Origin of the sequence: Georgenia satyanarayanai (assembly GCF_023715365.1) — a bacterium.
In the GTDB taxonomy this organism is placed as follows: domain Bacteria; phylum Actinomycetota; class Actinomycetes; order Actinomycetales; family Actinomycetaceae; genus Oceanitalea; species Oceanitalea satyanarayanai_B.
Window position 1 is genome coordinate 64,087 of sequence record NZ_JAMBNZ010000002.1, and the last position, 17,676, is coordinate 81,762.

A 17,676-nucleotide genomic window follows, 5' to 3' on the forward strand; every position below is an offset into this window, starting at 1 on the left:
CGCACGGTTTGCCCCCGGCTGCGGTGAGTGGCCGCCCGGTCCGGCGACGCCCGCCGCGACCCGCCCGTCCACCCCCGGCCCTCCGGCGGCTGCCCGGCCCCGGCCACGGCGGCTGCCCGGCCCCGGCCACGGCCCCGGCCCGGCCCCGGCCCCGGCCCTGGCCCTGGCCCTGCAGCGTGTGCCACAACCGACTCCGCGACCGGCCTCCCACCGGCGTGTCGCCCGCGTGTCGCACCGCCGTGCGCCCCGCTTGTGGCACACGCCCCGACGCATGCCAGGGAACAAATTGGCCTGTGGCATGCTTGATGCTGCAAGAACGTGCTCCGGGGTCGGTGAGATTCCGAACCGGCGGTGACAGTCCGCGACCCACCTTCCGAGGTGGTTGACCTGGTGGAACTCCAGGACCGACGGTGAAAGTCCGGATGGGAGGATGCACGGCCGCCTTCGCCGACCCGTCGGCAGGGCGCCGCGGACGCTCGCGCGTTCGTCGACCCCGGATCACACCGTCAGTGAACCGGGAAGGACGACATGGAGCAGGCACCGCTCGCGCGCACGCTCGCCTCCCACCGTCGCGCCCGCCGCGTCGTGTGGCTCACGCCGCTCGTCCTCGGCGTCCTCGTCCTCCTCGTGTGGGAGGCGGTCACCCGCACCGGCGCGGCCTCCCCGTTCTTCCTCCCCGCGCCCAGCGCCGTCGCCGCGCGGCTGTGGACCGAGCTCACCGCTGGACACCTCCTCGCCTACACGTGGATCACCTTCGTGGAGGCGCTGCTCGGCAGCGTCCTCGGCGCCGCCGTCGCCTTCCCGCTCGGCTACCTCATCGCCCGCAACCGGTGGGCCGCCGCCGGCCTGCAGCCCTACGTCGCGGCCTCCCAGGCGCTGCCCGCGGTCGCGCTCGCCCCGCTCCTCGTCATCTGGGTCGGGTACGGGCTGCTGCCGATCGTCCTGCTGTGCGCCCTGCTCGTCTTCTTCCCGATCCTCCTCGCCACCATCCTCGGCCTGCGCACCCTCGACCCCGAGGTCGTCGACGCCGCACGCCTCGACGGCGCCCACGGCTGGTCGATGCTCCGTCACATGGAGGTGCCGATGTCCCTGCCCAGCCTCCTCACCGGCCTGCGCAACGGCTTCACCCTCTCGGTGACCGGCGCCGTCGTCGGGGAGTTCGTCATGGGCGGCCGCGGCCTGGGGATGGTCCTGTCGGTCCAGTCCAACTCCGCCGACACGACCGGCCTCTTCGCGACCCTCGCCGTCCTCGCCCTCCTCGCCGTCCTCATGTACGCCGCCCTGCGCGTCGTCGAGCGCCTCGCCGTCGACGACCGCCCCACCGTCCGCACCCGCTTCGGCGCCCGCCGCGCCGTCCGTCCCGCCCTCAGGAGCACCCCGTGACCCGCCGCCGCACTGCCCTCGCCCTCGCCGCCGCGACCCTGGCCCTCGCCGCCTGCGCCGAGCCGCAGACGCCCGAGGCCCCCACCACCGGCGCCGACGAGCTCGTCATCGGCCTCACTTACACGCCCGACGTCCAGTTCGCGCCCTTCTACGTCGCCGAGGAGCGCGGCTACTACGAGGACGCTGGCGTCGACGTCACCCTGCGCCACCACGGTGCTTCCGAGTCCCTTCTCGGCGCGCTCGAGGCGGGGGAGGAGGACCTCGTCGTCGCCGGCGGGGACGAGATGCTCCAGGCGCGCTCGGCCGGCGTCCCGGTGGTCACCGTCGCGACGCTCTACGAGGAGTACCCCGTCGTCCTCATCGTTCCCGCCGACTCCGACATCACCACCGCCGCGGACCTCGCCGGCCACTCCGTCGGCATCCCCGGCCCCTTCGGGGAGACGTACTTCGGGCTCCTCGCCCTCCTCGGCAACGCCGGGCTGAGCGAGGAGGACGTCACCGTCGAATCCATCGGCTACACCCAGCAGGCCGCGCTCAGCGCCGGCCACGTCGACGCCGTCATGGGCTTCGCCAACAACGACGCCGTCCGGTTCGCGCAGGCGGGCGTCGACGTGCGCACGATCCCGCTCGGTGACGTCCCGCTCGTCGGGATCGGCATCGGCGCCCACGAGGACATTGCCGACGACGGCGCAACCGCCGCCGTCGTCGAGGCCACCATGCGCGGGGTCCGGGACGTCGTCGAGGATCCCGCCGCCGCCGTCGAGATCGCCGCCGAGCACGTCCCCGGCCTGGCCGACCCCGCCGCGCGGGAGGCCGCGATGGCCACCGTCGAGGCGACGGTCCCGCTGTACGGCAGCGCCACCGGCACGAACGACCCCGCGCTCTGGGAGGCGATGGCCACCTTCATGGCCGAGCAGGGCCTGCTCGAGGGCGAGGTCGCCGCAGCCGACGCCGTCCGGGCGCTCGGCTGAGCGTGGACGCCGCCTCGGGCGCGCCGCGGCGGGGGCCTATCCTGAGGGGCGTGAAGACCTTCGACGACCTGTATGCCGAGCTCAAGCACAAGGCGGACACCCGGCCCGAGAACTCCGGGACCGTCGCCCAGCTGGACGCCGGCGTCCATGCGATCGGCAAGAAGATCGTCGAGGAGGCGGCCGAGGTGTGGATGGCCGCCGAGTACGAGGGCGAGGACGCCACGGCCCTGGAGATCTCCCAGCTGCTCTACCACGTCCAGGTCATGATGGTCGCTCGCGGCATCAGCCTCGAGGACGTCTACCGCAAGCTCTGACCGACCCGACCCGGAGACATATCCCCGTGCTGCGCATCGCCGTCCCGAACAAGGGCTCGCTGTCCGAGCCCGCCACCCAGATGCTCGCCGAGGCCGGCTACCGCCGCCGCCGCGACCGCGAGCTCGTCCTGCCCGACCCCGCCAACGGCGTCGAGTTCTTCTTCCTGCGTCCCCGTGACATCGCCGTCTACGTCGGCACCGGCACCGTGGACGTCGGCATCACCGGCCGTGACCTCCTCCTCGACTCCGGCACCTCCGCCGTCGAGCACCGGCCGCTCGGCTTCGCCCGGTCCACCTTCCGTTTCGCGGCGCCCGCCGGCACCATCCGCTCCGTCGCGGACCTCGCCGGCGCGCGGGTGGCGACGAGCTACGACGTCCTCGTGGGCAACTACCTCGCCGAGCGCGGCATCGAGGCGAGCGTCGTCCACCTCGACGGCGCCGTGGAGTCCTCGGTGCAGCTCGGCATCGCCGACGCCGTCGCGGACGTCGTCGAGACCGGTTCCACGCTGCGCGCGGCCGGGCTCGAGGTCTTCGGCGACCCGATCCTCCAGTCCGAGGCGGTGCTCATCCGCCCCGCGAGCCGTCCCGCCGACGCCGCGGTGGCCGTCCTCGACCGCCGCCTGCAGGGCGTGCTCGTCGCGCGCCGCTACGTCCTCATGGACTACGACGTGCCGGTCGAGCACGTGGAGAAGGCCGTCGCGCTCACCCCGGGCCTCGAGTCGCCCACCGTCTCCCCGCTGCACGACGGCAACTGGCGCGCGGTGCGGGCCATGGTCCTGCGCGAGGACGCCAACCACGTCATGGACGAGCTGTACGAGGTAGGGGCGCGGGCCATCATCGTCACCACCATCCACGCCTCGCGGCTGTGAACCTCTCGGCCGAGCTCCTGCGCCCGTTCCGCCCCCGTGCGGCGCGGTGGGTGGCCTCGGTCCTGCTCGTCCTCACCGTCCTCGGGCCGCCGGTCCTCTTCATGGTCATGGCCGCCAACGATCTGGACATGTCGGGCGCCGACGTCATCGGGATGCTCGCGACCGCCGTCGTGCTCGCGTGGCTGTGCTTCCGGCAGGCGGCCGTCCGCGCCGTGCCCGACGACGACGGCCTCACCGTCCGGAACTTCATCAAGGTCCGCCGCCTGGAGTGGGAGCAGGTCGTGGAGGTGCGCTTCGGGGCGAACAGCGCCTGGGCACAGCTCGACCTCTCCGACGGCACGACGCTGCCGGTCATGGCGATCCAGTCGGCCGACGGCGGGTACGCCCGCCGCGAGGTCGGCCGCCTCGCGGCCCTCGTCCAGCTCCACGAGTCCGACCAGCCCGGCTGACCCGACCCGCGGAGACCCGGCTGGGTGTCCCGGCCGCACCGGTCAGGCGGTGAGCGTCGCGGCGTGGGCACCGGCCGCCGCCGAGGCGATGAAGGCGGCCTCGTCCTCGTCGAGCCCGCGGCCCATCGTCGACAGCCGGACGGGAGAGTCCTCGAGCGCTCCTCGCAGCCCCGCCACCGGCACCTCGACGAGCCGGTGGAGACCGACCGGCTCGCACAGGGTGGCCGCCTGCTCGCGCACCCGCGACCAGAGCGGGCCGTCGGCGACGGGCACGACGACGTCGGCCGGGCGCAGCGCGACTCGCCCGTAGGCGGTGGTCGAGTGGTGGGACACGCCGCGGTGCCGGTCACGCGGGTCAGCCTCGGAGACGCGCAGCGCCGCCACCGGGTGCCCGCCCAGGACCGCCGCCGCGTTGACGGCCTCACCGGCCGCGACGCCGGAGAAGCCCCACCGCGTCCCGGTCCCGAGGTTGCCCGGCCCCTGCGTGACGACGACGACGTCGGCGCCCACGACGTGGCGCGCCGCGAGCAGGGCGGTGTGGACGTTGACGGCCTCGTGGTCCCCGCCAAAGGCCTGTCCCGCCGTGATCGTCGCCGCCAGCCAGCCCGCCTCGCGCAGCTGCGCGACGGAGCGGGAGAAGGCCAGCGGCAGCGCCCCGCCGTCGGTCATGACGTAGGCGACCCTGCGCCCGCCCCCGGCGGCCCGCACTCCCGCGAGGACGGCGGGCAGGGCGGAGTGGAGGTCGGCGACGACGACGGCGAGGGCGCCGAGGTCGTCGGCCTCGCGCATCTGCTCGTGCCAGGGCGACTCCTGCTCGTCCACGCCGAGGAGCATCGGCTGCAGCGGCGTGTAGCGGGCCTTGACGACGTGTCCGGGACCGGGCCGCGGGTCGGCGGGCAGGCGGTCGGGCAGGGCGACGACCATCGCGTAGCCGCCGGTGCCGAGCCCGCGGACGAGCGCGGAGACGGTGAGCGTCACGCGGTCCCCGACCTCCGGCTCACCGACCAGGCCGGTGTAGGCGAGGGCCCGCACGGAGGTGCGGTCCCCGGCCGGCCGGTCGAGGCCCACCTCGAGCTCGACGGCGCCGGCCCACGAGCCGCGCACCGCCCTCACCACACCGTCACGCCAGGAGATCACCCCGTGCACGCTACCGTCGCCGGCCCACGGACGCTGAGACCGCTGAGGAACAGCTCAGCGCCCGGCGACAAGGGGGAGGGGGCGCGCGGGGCGGCGTGGCGGGGGAAGCGGTGCGGCAGCAAGTACGGTGGGCACCGTGACTCGCGTGGACCCGGCCGAGCGGCTGCTCGACCTCCTCATCGCGCTCCGGCACGCCCCGGGCCGGCTGACCAAGGCCGACATCCGCGCGTCCGTCAACGGCTACCTCGACGCGACGAACGACGTCGCCTTCGAGCGGATGTTCGAGCGCGACAAGGACCTCCTGCGTCACCTCGGTGTCCCGATCGTCACGGACGTCGACCCCGTCCACGAGGACGCCGTCGGCTACCGCCTCGACACCGCCGGCTACTCGCTGCCGGAGGTCACCTTCACCGCCGCGGAGATCGGCGTGCTGTCCCTCGCCGCGACCGTCTGGCAGGACGCCCACCTCCACGGCTCCGCCCACCGCGGCCTCACCAAGCTGCGCGCCGTCGCCGCCGGCGCGGACCCGGACTCCCACATCGGCGTCGCGCTGCGCGTGCAGCCGGCCGAGACGGCCCTCGGCCCGCTCCTCGACGCGATCGGCGCTCGGCAGGCCGTCTCCTTCGCCTACCGCGCCGCCTCGACCGGCGAGGAGACCACCCGCCGCGTCCAGCCGTGGCGCCTGGTGAGCCGCGACCGCGGCTGGTACCTCATCGGCCACGACGTCGACCGCGGCGCCCCGCGCGTCTTCCGCCTCTCTCGCGTCGTCGGCGCCGTGAGGGCCACCGGACCGGCGGGCGCCTTCGAGGTCCCCGAGCACGACGCCCAGGCGATCCTCGCCGGCAGCGGCGGTGCGCGCGCCGTTCTCGCGGTCCTGCCCGAGCGCGGCGCGGCCCTGCGAGCCCGCGCCGTCGAGGAGCGTGGTGAGCGCGACGGACGTGACGTCGTCGTCGTGGAGACCGACGACGACTTCTCCCTCGCCGCCGAGATCGCCGCCTACGGGCCCGCCGTCCTCGTCCTCGAGCCACCCGCCCTGCGCGAGGCGGTCGTCGCGCGCCTGCGTGCTGTCGCCGCACTGGGGGAGGCCGTCCGTGGCTGAGACCACCGGGGAGCGCCTCACGCGGCTGCTCGCCCTCATCGCCTACCTCGGGGAGAACCCCGGGGTGCCGGTGGCGGAGGTCGCCGCGCACTTCGCGGTGAGCGAGCGCCAGGTCCTCGCCGACGTCAACCTCCTGTGGGTGACCGGCACGCCCGGCTACCTGCCCGACGACCTCATCGACTTCGCCGCCGACGAGTACGACCGCCAGGTTCTCACGCTCACCAACCCGCGCGGCATGGACCGCCCGCTGCGCCTCGGTGCCCACGAGGCGCTGGCCCTGCTCGTCGCGCTCAAGCCCCTGGAGGCGCTGAGCGCCGACGGCGGCGTCGACGACGACGTCCTGCGCAGCACCACCGCCAAGCTCACCGCCGCCGCGGGGGAGGCCGCCCGCGCGGCCCAGGCCGTCGACGTCCACGTGAGCGACGCGACCGCCGCCCTGGCCCCGGTCCGCCAGTCCCTCGCCGCCGGCCGCCGGCTCCACCTGCGCTACGTCTCGGCATCCGACGTCGTCACCGAGCGCGACGTCGACCCCCTCGAGCTCGTCTGGGACGGCAGCCGCTGGTACCTGCGCGCCTGGTGCCACCGCGTCGACGGGCTGCGGCACTTCCGCCTCGACCGTGTGCTCGCGGCGGAGGTCCTGGAGACCCCCGCCGTCCACGCCCCCGAGGCCACCGGCCGCAGCACCGAGCCCGAGCTCGACGACGACGACCTCCTCGCCGAGCTCGAGCTCGCGCCCCGCGCGCGCTGGCTGGCCGAGCGGGTGCCCGTCGTCGACCACGAGGACCTGCCCGACGGCGGGATGCGGGTGCGCCTGCGGGTGGCGGACCCGGCGTGGCTGGCGAACGTCGTCCTCGGGCTCGGTGCCGAGGTGCGCGCCGTCGCCCCTCCCGAGCTGGCCGCGGCGGTGGCGCGCCAGGCCGCGGACGCCCTGGCCGCCTACGACGACATATCCTCGGGCTCATGACCTGGTGGCTCTGGCTCGTCCTCGTGCTCGCTGCGCTGGCCCTGTACGCCGTCGTCGGCCTGGGCCTGTGGCGCCGTGCCAAGGTGCTCCTCGGTGAGCTGCGCGTGCTCTCCGAGCTCAGCGAGCGGCTCGCCGCGGTGACCGGCACCGAGCCACCGGCCGCCGTCGTCCCGGCCTACCTCGCGCCGCCCGCGGAGGTCGCCGAGGCCGGCCACCGCCGGCAGGCCAACCTGCGCGCCCGCCGCGAGCGGCGTGCCGACCGCGCAGCGCAGGCCATGACCCGGTGGCGCCGGGTCGGGCTGCGCTGAGGCCGCGGCGTAGACTCGACATCCCCGGACCCGACGCGAAGGCACGTCATGCGACCCCCCTCCCTGTGGCAGATCCTCATCATCGTCCTCATCATCGTCATCCTGTTCGGAGCGAAGCGGCTCCCGGACGTGGCGAGCAGCATCGGCAAGTCTTTGAAGATCTTCAAGAAGGAGGTCACCGAGCTGCGTGAGGACGACTCCACGCCGCCGCCCTCCGGCCCCGCGCCCGGTGGCCCCACCTCGCCGAGCACCACGCCCAACCCGACGACGGCGCCGCCCTCCGCGGACGACCCCGGCACCACACCACCGGGTGGGACGGGCCGCTAGCACCCGCCGCAGGACGAGGACTCCGTGGCGTTGAGGAAGGGACGCACGCGCGACCCCGAGGGCCGGATGCGGCTGGTCGAGCACCTGCGCGAGCTGCGTCGCCGCGTGCTGCTCGCCCTGGCCGGGATCGCTGTCATGACCGTCGTGGGCTGGTTCCTCTACGAACCCGTCTTCGACGCGATCCAGGCCCCCGTCCTCGCCGTCGACGACGCCGGGCTCAACGCGGCGCTCACCTTCACCACCCCGGCCGCCGCCTTCGACATGAAGGTCCGGGTCTCGCTGTGGGTGGCGACCTTCCTCTCCAGCCCCTGGTGGCTCTACCAGGTGTGGGCCTACATCGCCCCCGGCCTCACCCGCAGCGAGAAGCGCCGCAGCCTCCTGTTCGTCGTCGCCGGGGTGCCGCTCTTCCTCGGCGGCGCCGCCCTCGCGTGGCTCGTGCTGCCCAACGCGATCAAGGTCCTCACCCAGTTCACCCCCGAGGGCGCGCTCAACTACATGCCCGCGACGGACTACGTCCGCTTCGTCATGCGGGTGGTCCTCGCCTTCGCGATCGCCTTCCTCATCCCGCTCGTCATGGTGCTCCTCAACGCGATCGGGCTGGTCTCGGCGCGCGCGCTCCTCGGCGGGTGGCGCTGGGCGGTGCTCCTCGTCTTCGTCTTCGCCGGCATCGCCAGCCCCACCCCGGACCCGTGGACGATGATCGCGCTGGCCGTGCCCATGTGCGCCCTGTACTTCGGCGCCGTCGGCATCGCCGCGCTCCACGACCGCCGCGCCGCGCGCCGGCAGGCAGCGCACGAGGCCGAGCTCCTCGAGCCGGACTCGTGAGCCGGCGCGTCGGCGTCGTCACCAACCCCACGGCAGGGCGCGGCCGGGCCGCCCGGTCGCGGGAGGAGGTCCTCACCGGGCTGGCCGAGGCCGGCCACGAGACCCTCGACCTCACCGGCCGTGACTACGCCGACGCCCTCTCCCGTGCCCGCGCCGCCCTCGCCGACGGGCTGGACGCCGTCGTCGTCGTCGGCGGGGACGGCATGGTCAACCTCGGTGCGAACGTGCTCGCCGGGACGGGCGTACCGCTCGGGATCGTCGCCGTCGGCAGCGGCAACGACATCGCCGGGGCGCTCGACCTGCCGGTCCACGACGTGCCCGCCGCCCTCGCCGTCCTGCGCCACGCCCTCACCGCCGACGACGCCGTGAGGCAGGTCGACGCCGTCGCCGTCAGCACCCCCGGGCAGCCGACGAACCGCTGGTACGTGAGCTCGCTGTGCGCGGGCCTGGACGCCGCGGTGGGCCACCACGCCTCACGCCTGCGCTGGCCCGGCAACGGTGGACGCTACGTCCGGGCGGTCTTCGCCGAGCTCTCCGCCTTCCGCCCCTACGGCTTCCGGATCACCGCCGACGGCGACACCTGGGAGCAGGAGGCCACGCTCGTCACGGTCTCCAACACCCCGCTCTTCGGCGGCGGGATGAGGGTGGCGCCCGGAGCGGTGCCCGACGACGGCCTGCTCGACCTCGTCACCGCCCGCGGGCTCTCGCGTGCCGCCGTCGTGCGTCTGTTCCCGCTCCTGTTCTCGGGGCGGCACGTCGACCACCCCGCGGTGAGCGTGCGGCGGGCGCGCAGCGTGCGCATCGAGCCCTTCACCGCGCTGGGCGCCAACCCGCCGGTGGCGATCGTCGACGGCGAGCCGCTCACCGCGCTGCCCCTCCAGTGCGACGTCCACCCGCGTGCACTGTCGGTGCTGGCGCCTAGAGTCGAGGCGTGAGCCCACGACGCAAGCGCCGCCCCGAGACTGCGGTCGAGGGGACGGACACCTCCACCGACCCGAGCCCCGCCGAGCGCTACGCCGCCGCACGTCGCAGGGCCCGCGCGGAGCGCAGCGAGCTCGCCGCCTTCGCCGCCGGGATCGGCTTCCAGCTCGACGAGTTCCAGCGCGAGGCCTGCGAGCAGCTCGAGGAGGGGCGCAGCGTCCTCGTCGCCGCGCCGACGGGTGCGGGCAAGACCGTCGTGGGGGAGTTCGCCGTCCACCTCGGGCTGCGGACCGGGCGCAAGACCTTCTACACCACGCCCATCAAGGCGCTGAGCAACCAGAAGTACCTCGACCTCGTCGCCGCGCACGGCGAGAGCAGGGTCGGTCTCCTCACCGGTGACACGACGATCAACGGCGAGGCGGACGTCGTTGTCATGACCACCGAGGTGCTGCGCAACATGCTCTACGCGGGCTCACCGACCCTCGTGGACCTCGGCTACGTCGTCATGGACGAGGTCCACTACCTCGCCGACCGCTTCCGCGGGCCGGTGTGGGAGGAGGTCATCCTCCACCTCGCCGACGACGTCCTTCTCGTCTCCCTCTCGGCCACGGTCTCCAACGCCGAGGAGTTCGGCGACTGGCTCAGCATGGTCCGCGGGGACACCGCCGTCGTCGTCTCCGAGCACCGGCCGGTCCCGCTGTGGCAGCACGTCATGGTCCGCGACCGCGTGCTCGACCTCTACAGCGCCCGGGTGGACCCCACCGATCCCGGGCCCAACCCGCCCATCAACCCCGACCTCGCCGAGGCGGTGCGGCGTGCCGCGCGCACGGGCTCCGCGCCGCCCGGGCGCCGCCGGGACCCGCGGGGTGGCCGGTCCCGCCCGCCCGCGCGGATCGGACACGTGCGCCCCGCGCCCCGGCCGGTCGTCGTCGAGCGCCTCGACGAGGCGGGGCTGCTGCCCGCCATCGTCTTCGTCTTCTCCCGGGCGGGCTGCGAGGCCGCCGTCGAGCAGACGCTGCGCTCACGCGTGCGCCTGACGAACGCCGCCGAGGCGCGCGCCATCGCCCAGGTCATCGAGGAGCGCTGCGCGGCGCTGCCGCCGGAGGACCTCGCCGTCGTCGGCTACCACGCGTGGTCCCAGGCCCTGCAGCGCGGGGTCGCCGCCCACCACGCCGGCCTCCTGCCGGTGTTCAAGGAGACCGTCGAGGCGCTCTTCACCGCGGGGCTGGTCAAGGTCGTCTACGCGACCGAGACGCTGGCGCTCGGGATCAACATGCCGGCGCGCTCCGTCGTCCTCGAGCGGCTCGACAAGTGGAACGGCACCGCCCACGCCGCACTCACGCCGGGGGAGTACACCCAGCTGACCGGCCGCGCCGGGCGGCGCGGCATCGACGTCGAGGGGCACGCGATCGTGCTCTACGGCGAGGACGTCGATCCCGCCGCGCTGGCGGGCCTCGCCTCGCGCCGCACCTACCCGCTGCGCTCGAGCTTCCACCCGACGTACAACATGGCCGTCAACCTCCTTGGGACCCTCGCCTACCCGCAGGCCCGCGAGACCCTCGAGAGCTCCTTCGCCCAGTTCCAGGCCGACCGCGGCGTCGTCGGGCTGGCTCGCCAGGCGCGGCGCAACGAGGAGGCGCTGGCCGGGTACGCCACCGCGATGACGTGCCACCTCGGCGACTTCACCGAGTACGCCCGCCTGCGTCAGCGGGTCAGCGAGCTCGAGAAGGACCGGTCGCGGGAGCGCTCACGCGCCGCACAGCGCGCCGTCCACGCCTCCCTGGCGGCGGTCCGGCGCGGCGACGTCCTCGAGTACCGCCGCGGGCGCCGCACCCTGTGGGCGCTCGTCCTGGACGTCGACGCCGACCGCCTCGACTCCCCGGTGCTGCAGGTCCTCACCCCCGAGCCGCGCGTACGCACCCTCACGAGCACCGAGCTGCCCCACGGCGCCACGACCGTCGCCACCGTGCCCGTCCCCAAGCACGCGAACCTGCGGGACGCCGGCCAGCGCCGCGACCTCGCCGCGCGGCTGCGCAGCGCCGTCCAGTCGGCGCCGCCCGCCGAGGTCACCTCCCGCGCCGGCCAGGCAGGCGCCGACATCGGTGAGCAGATCGACGAGCTGCGCCGCCAGCTGCGCGCCCACCCGTGCCACGGGTGCAGCGACCGCGAGGAGCACGCCCGCTGGGCCAACCGGTGGGTGGCCCTCGACGCCGAGCACCAGCGCCTGCTCCAGCGCATCGAGACCCGCACGTCCTCCATCGCCCGCGACTTCGACAAGGTCTGCGCGCTCCTCACCGAGCTCGGCTACCTCGAGCCCGACGGCGACGGCGGCATGGTCGTCACCGACAACGGCCGCTGGCTCGCGCGTCTGTACGCGGAGAAGGACCTCGTCCTCGCCGAGTGCCTGCGCCGCGGCCTGTGGGCCGGCCTGGACGCCGCCCAGCTCGCCGCCGTCGTGTCCACCGTCGTCTACAGCGCCCGCAACGACGCCCTCAGTGCCCCCACGGGCGCCGGCAGCGGTGCGCTGGGGGAGGCCGTGCGCCAGACGGTGCGGGTCTCCGACGAGCTCGCCGAGCGCGAGTCCCAGCACGGCGTGCCGTCCTCCGAGCCGGTCGACGCCGGGATCGTCTCCATCGTCCACGCGTGGGCCAAGGGGGCGCCGCTCGACTCCGTCCTGGACGGGACGGAGATCGGGGCCGGGGACTTCGTGCGGTGGTGCAAGCAGATCCTCGACGTCCTCGACCAGCTCGCAACCGCCGCACCCGACGCCGAGGGCCGCCGGACCGCCCGGCGCGCCATCGAGCTCGTCCGCCGCGGGGTCGTCGCCTGGTCCAGCGTCTGAGACGGCGAGCATGTTGGCCGGCGCGGGCCCGTGAGACATCCCACGACACGCCGCGACACGCCGGTCACGGGGAGATCACGACGCCCGGAGAGCACCGGTGCTGACCTGCGTGCATGCCGTTGACCTGCAGGTACACGGGCTTGATGCGGTGCGCGCAGGACGCTAGTTTCGTCTCTCGTACCGCCCGCCCCTACCGGTGGCCTCCGCGCCGACCGGGAAGAGCGCCGCGGCGGACAGTGGCCAGGCCCGCGTGTTCACTAGATAACGACAGCTGCCCCCGCAGCGTCGGTCCGAAGGACACGCGGGTCGGTCACGTCCGTCCCGCCGTGGCCCGCCGGCGGGGTCAGGACGGGCCTCGCGGACACCTATCCTTGTCTGGTGCCCCTGCCTTCCCGTCGCGTCGCCGTGCTCCTCAGCGTCCTCGGGGCCCTGGTGACCGAGGCCGCCTTCCCCGGGCGTTCCTGGTGGCCTCTCGCCGCGGTCGGCATCGCCCTGCTCCTCCTCGCGCTGCGCGGCGCCACCGTGTCGCGCGCGCTCTGCTACGGCTGGGTCTGGGGAGCGGTGTTCTTTCTCATCCACCTGTGGTGGGCCGAGGAGGCCGCCGGTGCGGTGCCGTGGCTGCTGCTCGGCGTGGCCGAGGCGCTCTTCGTCGCCGTCTTTGCCGCCGGGTGGGTGCTGGCGGCCCGCTGGGGACCGGTCGCCCGCCACCCCGCCCTCGGCGTCGTCGTCGTCGCGTGCCTGTGGGTCGCGACCGAGGCCGCCCGTGGGCTCGTGCCCTTCGGTGGCATGCCGTGGGGCAAGCTCGCCTTCTCCCAGACGGACGGGCCGCTGCTGCGCCTGGCGTCCCTTGGCGGGGAACCTCTCGTCTCCGGCGCCGTCGTCGCCATCGGGGCACTGCTCGCCGTCGCCCTGAGCCACCTGCGCCGCGCGCGGGTCGGACGGGCCAGCGGGGCGCTCGTCGTGGGCGCCGCGATCGTCGCCGTCGGCCTCGTCGTGCCGGTCGACACGCGCGCCGAGGCCGGCACGCTGCGCGTCGGTGCGGTCCAGGGCAACGTGCCCGGCCCGGGCCTGGACGCGTTCGCGGTGCGCCGCGACGTCCTCGAGCGCCACGTCACCGGCACCGAGGCGCTCCTGGAGGACGTCGAGCCCGGCGAGCTGGACGTCGTCCTGTGGCCGGAGAACTCCACCGACATCGACCCGCGCCAGGACGCCGAGGCGGGCCGCCTCGTGGACCGCGCGGCCGACGCCGTCGACGCGCCGATCCTCGTGGGCGGGCAGCGCTACGGGGAGGACTACCGGTACAACGAGGCGATCCTCTGGGAGCCGGGCGGGGGCCAGGCGGACGTCTACGCCAAGCAGCACCCCGCCCCGTTCGCGGAGTACATCCCGCTGCGCGACCTCGCGCGGAAGGTGACCGACGCCGTCGACCTCGTGTCCATCGACATGCTCCCCGGCGAGGAGGTCGGGATCATCGAGCTGGACAGCCCGCGGCTCGAGCGGGTGGTCGACCTCGCCGTCGGGATCTGCTTCGAGGTCGCCTACGGCGGCCTCATGCGGGACGCGGTCCTGGCCGGCGGCGAGGTCATCGTCGTGCCCACCAACAACGCCTCCTTCGGCTACACCCAGGAGTCCACCCAGCAGCTGGCGATGTCGGTCTTCCGCGCCGTGGAGCACGGCCGCTCGACCGTACAGATCTCCACCGTGGGGGTCAGCGGCATCATCTCGCCCAACGGGGTCGTCACCCAGTCCTCGGGGCTGTTCACCGCCGACCGCTTCGTCGCCGACCTGCCGCTGCGCACCTCGCTGACGGTCGCCGATCGCCTGGGCGTGTGGCCCACGCTCGTGGCCGCCGCCGTCGCGGCCGTCGCCGCCGCCGCGGGACTGGTCACCACCGTTCGACAGCGGTCCCCACGGCCGAGGAGGACCGCGTGAGGACTCTCGTCATCATCCCGACCTACAACGAGCGCGAGTCGCTGCCCGCCGCGCTGGAGCGCACCCGGCAGGCTGTCCCGGAGGCCGACATCCTCGTCGCCGACGACAACAGCCCCGACGGCACCGGCGCGGTCGCCGACGCCGCAGCGGCCCGTGACGACCGCGTCCACGTCCTGCACCGCCCGGGCAAGCAGGGACTGGGACGCGCCTACGTGGCCGGCTTCCAGTGGGCGCTCGAGCGCGGCTACGAGCTCGTCGTCGAGATGGACGCCGACGGCTCGCACCGGCCCGAGCAGCTGCCAGATCTCCTCGCCCGCGCGCAGCGTCCTGACGTGCCCGAGCTCGTCATCGGCTCGCGGTGGGTGCCCGGGGGAGAGGTCGTCAACTGGCCCCGTCACCGCGAGCTCCTCTCGCGGGGCGCCAACACCTACGTCCGGCTCGCGCTGGGCCTGCCGGTGCGCGACGCGACCGCCGGCTTCCGGGTCTTCCGGGCGGACGCCCTCGCGGCGCTCCCGCTGGCGGAGATCGAGTCCCAGGGCTACTGCTTCCAGGTCGACATGACGTGGCGGGTGCACCGCGCGGGCGGGCGGGTGGCCGAGGTGCCGATCAGCTTCGTCGAGCGGGCGGAGGGCGTGTCGAAGATGAGCCGCTCGATCATCACCGAGGCGCTGGTCCGCACGACAGTGTGGGGGCTGTCGCACCGCAGCCGCCAGCTGCTCGCGCTCGTCCGGCGCCGCTGAGCCTCTCCGGACGTGCGAGAAGGCCCGCAGGCTGTGCCTGCGGGCCTTCGTCGTCGTGTGGTGCGCCGTGAGTCAGGCGCTGCGCCGACGCAGCTGACCGCTGCGCAGCAGCTCCAGGCGCTCGGTGAGCAGCTCCTCGAGCTCGGGGATGGTGCGACGCTCAAGCAGCATGTCCCAGTGGGTTCGCGGCTTCTTGACCGGCTTGGTGGGCTCGGGGCGGGTGGCGTCACGCAGGAGTGCCTCCTCGCCGCAGCGGCACTCCCACAGGGCCGGCATCTCGGCCTCCGCCGCGAAGGGCAGGACGATGGTGTGGCCGTTGGGGCACTCGTAGTGGGCCTCGATGCGCTCGGCGTACTGGACGCCGACCTCGGTCTCCAGGCTCTTCGCGCCGATCCCGACTCCGCGCAGTGATCGATCTGCCATGACGCGTCTCCTCTCGGGCGCGTGCCAGACGCGCCGGTGTGAAAGCTTCTACTGGGCCCAACGAACGATGGTGTCGAGTTGTTCCACGGCCGTAGTGAACGTCCTGTGAAGGTCCCGCAGACCTTCGCCAGGTAGGGTCCCGGTGTGACCGAGATGACGTATCGCCAGCTGGGTTCCAGCGGCCTCGTGGTGTCCGCTGTCGGCCTGGGGTGCAACAGTTTTGGAGCGACCCTACCGCCGGACGAGGTCCCGCGCGTGGTGAGCGCAGCCATTGAGGCCGGTATCACCCTGTTCGACACCGCCGACGTCTACGGCGGTGAGCCGGGCCAGGGCGAGGAGCTCCTCGGCGCTGCCCTGGAGGGCCGTCGCGACGACGTGGTCGTCGCGACGAAGTTCGGGATGGACACCCGGGGCCTCAACGGTGACGACTACGGCGTGCGCGGCTCGCGCCGCTACATCCGCCGGGCCGTCGAGGGCTCGCTGCGCCGCCTGCGCACCGACCACATCGACCTCTACCAGGTTCACCGTCTCGATCCCGTCACGCCGCTGGAGGAGACCCTCGGCGCGCTGGACGAACTCGTGCGCGAGGGCAAGGTCCTGTACACGGGCTGCTCGAACGTCACCGGGTGGGAGCTCGTCGACGCCGACTGGACGGCGCGCACGGGCGGTCTGGCCCCCTTCATCTCCGTGCAGAACGCGTACTCGCTGCTGTCCCGTGAGGTCGAGGCCGAGGTGGTCCCGGCGGCCGCGCACGTGGGCGCCGGCATCCTGCCGTACTGGCCGCTCGCCTCCGGCCTCCTCACCGGCAAGTACCGGCGCGGCGAGCCGGCCCCCGCGGGGAGCCGTCTCGAGCAACGGCCCGAGCGTCTCGCGAGCGCCGACTTCGACCGTATCGAGGCGCTGGCGGCCGTCGCGCAGCAGGCCGGCGTCCCGCTCCTCACCCTCGCCATGGGCGGCCTCTCGGCCCAGCCAGGTGTCGCGAGCGTCATTGCCGGTGCGCGCTCCCCCGAGCAGGTGGAGCAGAACGTCACCGCCGGCCTGTGGGAGCCCGACGCGGACACGCTCCTCGCGATCGACGAGGCGGCCCCCGGACCCGCGACGGCCTGAGCCGGCCGGTTCCCGGCCCGGGGCTCATCTCGGGACCGCCGAGTGCAGCAGCCGGGCCCGGTGCGCCCCGACGGCCACGACGGCACGCACGGGCAGCATGCCGGAGCGGGCGGCGTCGGCAACGGCGCCGCCCCAGCGGACCTCGCGCGTGCCCCGGTCCCCGCCGCCGGGGGAGGCGAGGGCGACGACGAGTGAACCGAGTGCGGTCACCTGCTCGATCGCGCGGCTCATCCGCGTGAGCACGGTGACCACCTCGCCCGGTGGGGGAGCGTCGGGGAGCTCGGCGAGCTCGACGACCAGGCCGGTGGACCGGCCGTCCTCGTCGAGGGCGATGAGCCACATCGACAGCCCGTCGCCGTTCGCTGCCGCGCGGACCGCGCCTGCCGCGCAGGCGACGGCGTCGTCGTCGCTGAGGACGAGCCCGCCGGCGTGCATCCATGGCTCGTCCTCCGTCCCGATGCTGTTCTGGGTGCAGTCCCACATGTCCGGTGCCAGTGTGTCGTCGGTGGTCATGGGGCAGACGTTCCAGGTGGCGGTGGCCTGCGGCCGGGTGCGCCGGCGGAGCTGGGGACCGGCCGGACATGTGGCCGCCCTGTGGAGCAAGCGCGAGCGCTCCACGGGTGCCGATACGCGGTGCTCGTCCACCGGTGACCGTGACGAGGGACGGGAGTGTCGCGCCGTCGTCCCATGCTGGGGGCGGAGAGGAGCACACGATGACCAGTGACCAGGTGGGGCACAACGCCGTCAGCCTCGTCGGCCGGGTGAGCGGGGAGGCCGTCGAGCGGGAGCTGCCCAGCGGTGACCACCTCACGACCTTTCGTCTCGTCGTCCCGCGCCAGGACGGCCCGGAGGGGCGGGCCCGCGTCGACACGATCGACGTCGCCTGCTGGAGCGGTCGCACCCGCCGGGTGGCCGGACGGGTGGGGGAGGGGACCGTTGTCGCCGTCGAGGGCGCGCTGCGTCGCCGCTTCTTCGCCACGGGCGCCGGACGAGGCTCGCGCTACGAGGTGGAGGCCCAGCGTCTGCGTCGCCTCCCCGCGTCCTGACGGCGCCCGCGGTGGGCGC

General features: G+C 74.3%; 19 protein-coding genes and 1 riboswitch. Of the genes, 16 read left to right on the forward strand and 3 right to left on the reverse strand.

Features of this window, described 5'->3' with window-relative positions:
• Nucleotides 1–315 precede the first annotated feature (315 nt).
• Nucleotides 316–439: riboswitch (FMN riboswitch) on the forward strand.
• Between the two features lie 89 nt (nt 440–528).
• From M3148_RS02500 to M3148_RS02520, 5 genes are read left to right on the forward strand one after another with little or no spacing between them, the layout of a single operon-like run.
• The gene (locus tag M3148_RS02500; protein ID WP_285882922.1) at nt 529–1,383 is read left to right on the forward strand and encodes an ABC transporter permease; all 855 of its coding nucleotides are present in this window, start codon (nt 529–531) and stop codon (nt 1,381–1,383) included.
• A complete protein-coding gene (locus M3148_RS02505; RefSeq protein ID WP_251303075.1) occupies nt 1,380–2,354 on the forward strand; it encodes an ABC transporter substrate-binding protein in 975 nt (324 codons plus the stop codon). Before M3148_RS02500 ends, M3148_RS02505 begins: the two co-directional genes overlap by 4 nt.
• A 50-nt stretch (nt 2,355–2,404) precedes the next feature.
• Nucleotides 2,405–2,668, forward strand: a complete 264-nt coding sequence (locus M3148_RS02510) for a phosphoribosyl-ATP diphosphatase (protein WP_251303076.1) — start codon at nt 2,405–2,407, stop codon at nt 2,666–2,668.
• Nucleotides 2,669–2,694: 26 nt separating this feature from the next.
• A complete protein-coding gene (gene hisG / locus M3148_RS02515; RefSeq protein ID WP_251303077.1) occupies nt 2,695–3,537 on the forward strand; it encodes an ATP phosphoribosyltransferase in 843 nt (280 codons plus the stop codon).
• Nucleotides 3,534–3,986: a PH domain-containing protein gene (locus tag M3148_RS02520; RefSeq protein ID WP_251303078.1), complete on the forward strand. Its 453-nt coding sequence runs from the start codon at nt 3,534–3,536 to the stop codon at nt 3,984–3,986. Before hisG ends, M3148_RS02520 begins: the two co-directional genes overlap by 4 nt.
• A gap of 42 nt (nt 3,987–4,028) precedes the next feature.
• Here M3148_RS02520 and M3148_RS02525 read toward each other — a convergent pair whose 3' ends face one another.
• Complete coding sequence (locus M3148_RS02525; protein WP_251303079.1) at nt 4,029–5,123, reverse strand: DUF3866 family protein; 1,095 nt, start codon at nt 5,121–5,123, stop codon at nt 4,029–4,031.
• A 136-nt stretch (nt 5,124–5,259) separates the two neighbouring features.
• Between M3148_RS02525 and M3148_RS02530 the strand changes: the two genes are divergently transcribed.
• From M3148_RS02530 to M3148_RS02570, 9 genes are all read left to right on the forward strand, one after another.
• Nucleotides 5,260–6,222, forward strand: coding sequence for a helix-turn-helix transcriptional regulator (locus tag M3148_RS02530; protein WP_251303080.1), 963 nt, complete (start codon nt 5,260–5,262; stop codon nt 6,220–6,222).
• The gene (locus tag M3148_RS02535; protein ID WP_251303081.1) at nt 6,215–7,186 is read left to right on the forward strand and encodes a helix-turn-helix transcriptional regulator; all 972 of its coding nucleotides are present in this window, start codon (nt 6,215–6,217) and stop codon (nt 7,184–7,186) included. The genes M3148_RS02530 and M3148_RS02535 overlap by 8 nt, the downstream gene beginning before the upstream one ends.
• On the forward strand, nt 7,183–7,494 hold the full coding sequence (locus M3148_RS02540; protein WP_251303082.1) for a hypothetical protein: 312 nt from the start codon (nt 7,183–7,185) through the stop codon (nt 7,492–7,494). Before M3148_RS02535 ends, M3148_RS02540 begins: the two co-directional genes overlap by 4 nt.
• 48 nt (nt 7,495–7,542) lie before the next feature.
• A complete protein-coding gene (gene tatA, locus M3148_RS02545) occupies nt 7,543–7,821 on the forward strand; it encodes a twin-arginine translocase TatA/TatE family subunit (RefSeq protein ID WP_251303083.1) in 279 nt (92 codons plus the stop codon).
• 24 nt (nt 7,822–7,845) lie between these two features.
• Nucleotides 7,846–8,646 carry a twin-arginine translocase subunit TatC gene (tatC, locus tag M3148_RS02550; RefSeq protein WP_308203202.1) on the forward strand — a complete coding sequence of 267 codons (801 nt, stop codon included), beginning with the start codon at nt 7,846–7,848 and terminating at the stop codon, nt 8,644–8,646.
• Nucleotides 8,643–9,581 carry a diacylglycerol/lipid kinase family protein gene (locus tag M3148_RS18245; protein ID WP_251303084.1) on the forward strand — a complete coding sequence of 313 codons (939 nt, stop codon included), beginning with the start codon at nt 8,643–8,645 and terminating at the stop codon, nt 9,579–9,581. Before tatC ends, M3148_RS18245 begins: the two co-directional genes overlap by 4 nt.
• Nucleotides 9,578–12,409, forward strand: a complete 2,832-nt coding sequence (locus M3148_RS02560) for a DEAD/DEAH box helicase (RefSeq protein WP_251303085.1) — start codon at nt 9,578–9,580, stop codon at nt 12,407–12,409. The genes M3148_RS18245 and M3148_RS02560 overlap by 4 nt, the downstream gene beginning before the upstream one ends.
• Nucleotides 12,410–12,787: 378 nt before the next feature.
• Entirely contained in the window at nt 12,788–14,341 is a 1,554-nt protein-coding gene (gene lnt, locus M3148_RS02565; protein WP_251303086.1) for an apolipoprotein N-acyltransferase, read from the forward strand.
• The gene (locus M3148_RS02570) at nt 14,338–15,081 is read left to right on the forward strand and encodes a polyprenol monophosphomannose synthase (protein ID WP_251303087.1); all 744 of its coding nucleotides are present in this window, start codon (nt 14,338–14,340) and stop codon (nt 15,079–15,081) included. Before lnt ends, M3148_RS02570 begins: the two co-directional genes overlap by 4 nt.
• 72 nt (nt 15,082–15,153) lie before the next feature.
• Here the strand turns inward: M3148_RS02570 and M3148_RS02575 are convergent, their stop codons facing one another.
• A complete protein-coding gene (locus tag M3148_RS02575) occupies nt 15,154–15,504 on the reverse strand; it encodes an RNA polymerase-binding protein RbpA (protein WP_251303088.1) in 351 nt (116 codons plus the stop codon).
• Nucleotides 15,505–15,657: 153 nt separating this feature from the next.
• Here M3148_RS02575 and M3148_RS02580 point away from each other — a divergent pair, with 153 nt between their 5' ends.
• A complete protein-coding gene (locus tag M3148_RS02580; protein ID WP_251303371.1) occupies nt 15,658–16,611 on the forward strand; it encodes an aldo/keto reductase in 954 nt (317 codons plus the stop codon).
• Between the two features lie 24 nt (nt 16,612–16,635).
• Here the strand turns inward: M3148_RS02580 and M3148_RS02585 are convergent, their stop codons facing one another.
• A complete protein-coding gene (locus M3148_RS02585; protein ID WP_251303089.1) occupies nt 16,636–17,124 on the reverse strand; it encodes a hypothetical protein in 489 nt (162 codons plus the stop codon).
• A gap of 200 nt (nt 17,125–17,324) precedes the next feature.
• On the opposite strand from M3148_RS02585, the gene M3148_RS02590 reads away from it, so the two are divergent.
• On the forward strand, nt 17,325–17,657 hold the full coding sequence (locus M3148_RS02590; protein ID WP_251303090.1) for a single-stranded DNA-binding protein: 333 nt from the start codon (nt 17,325–17,327) through the stop codon (nt 17,655–17,657).
• Nucleotides 17,658–17,676: the final 19 nt, after the last annotated feature.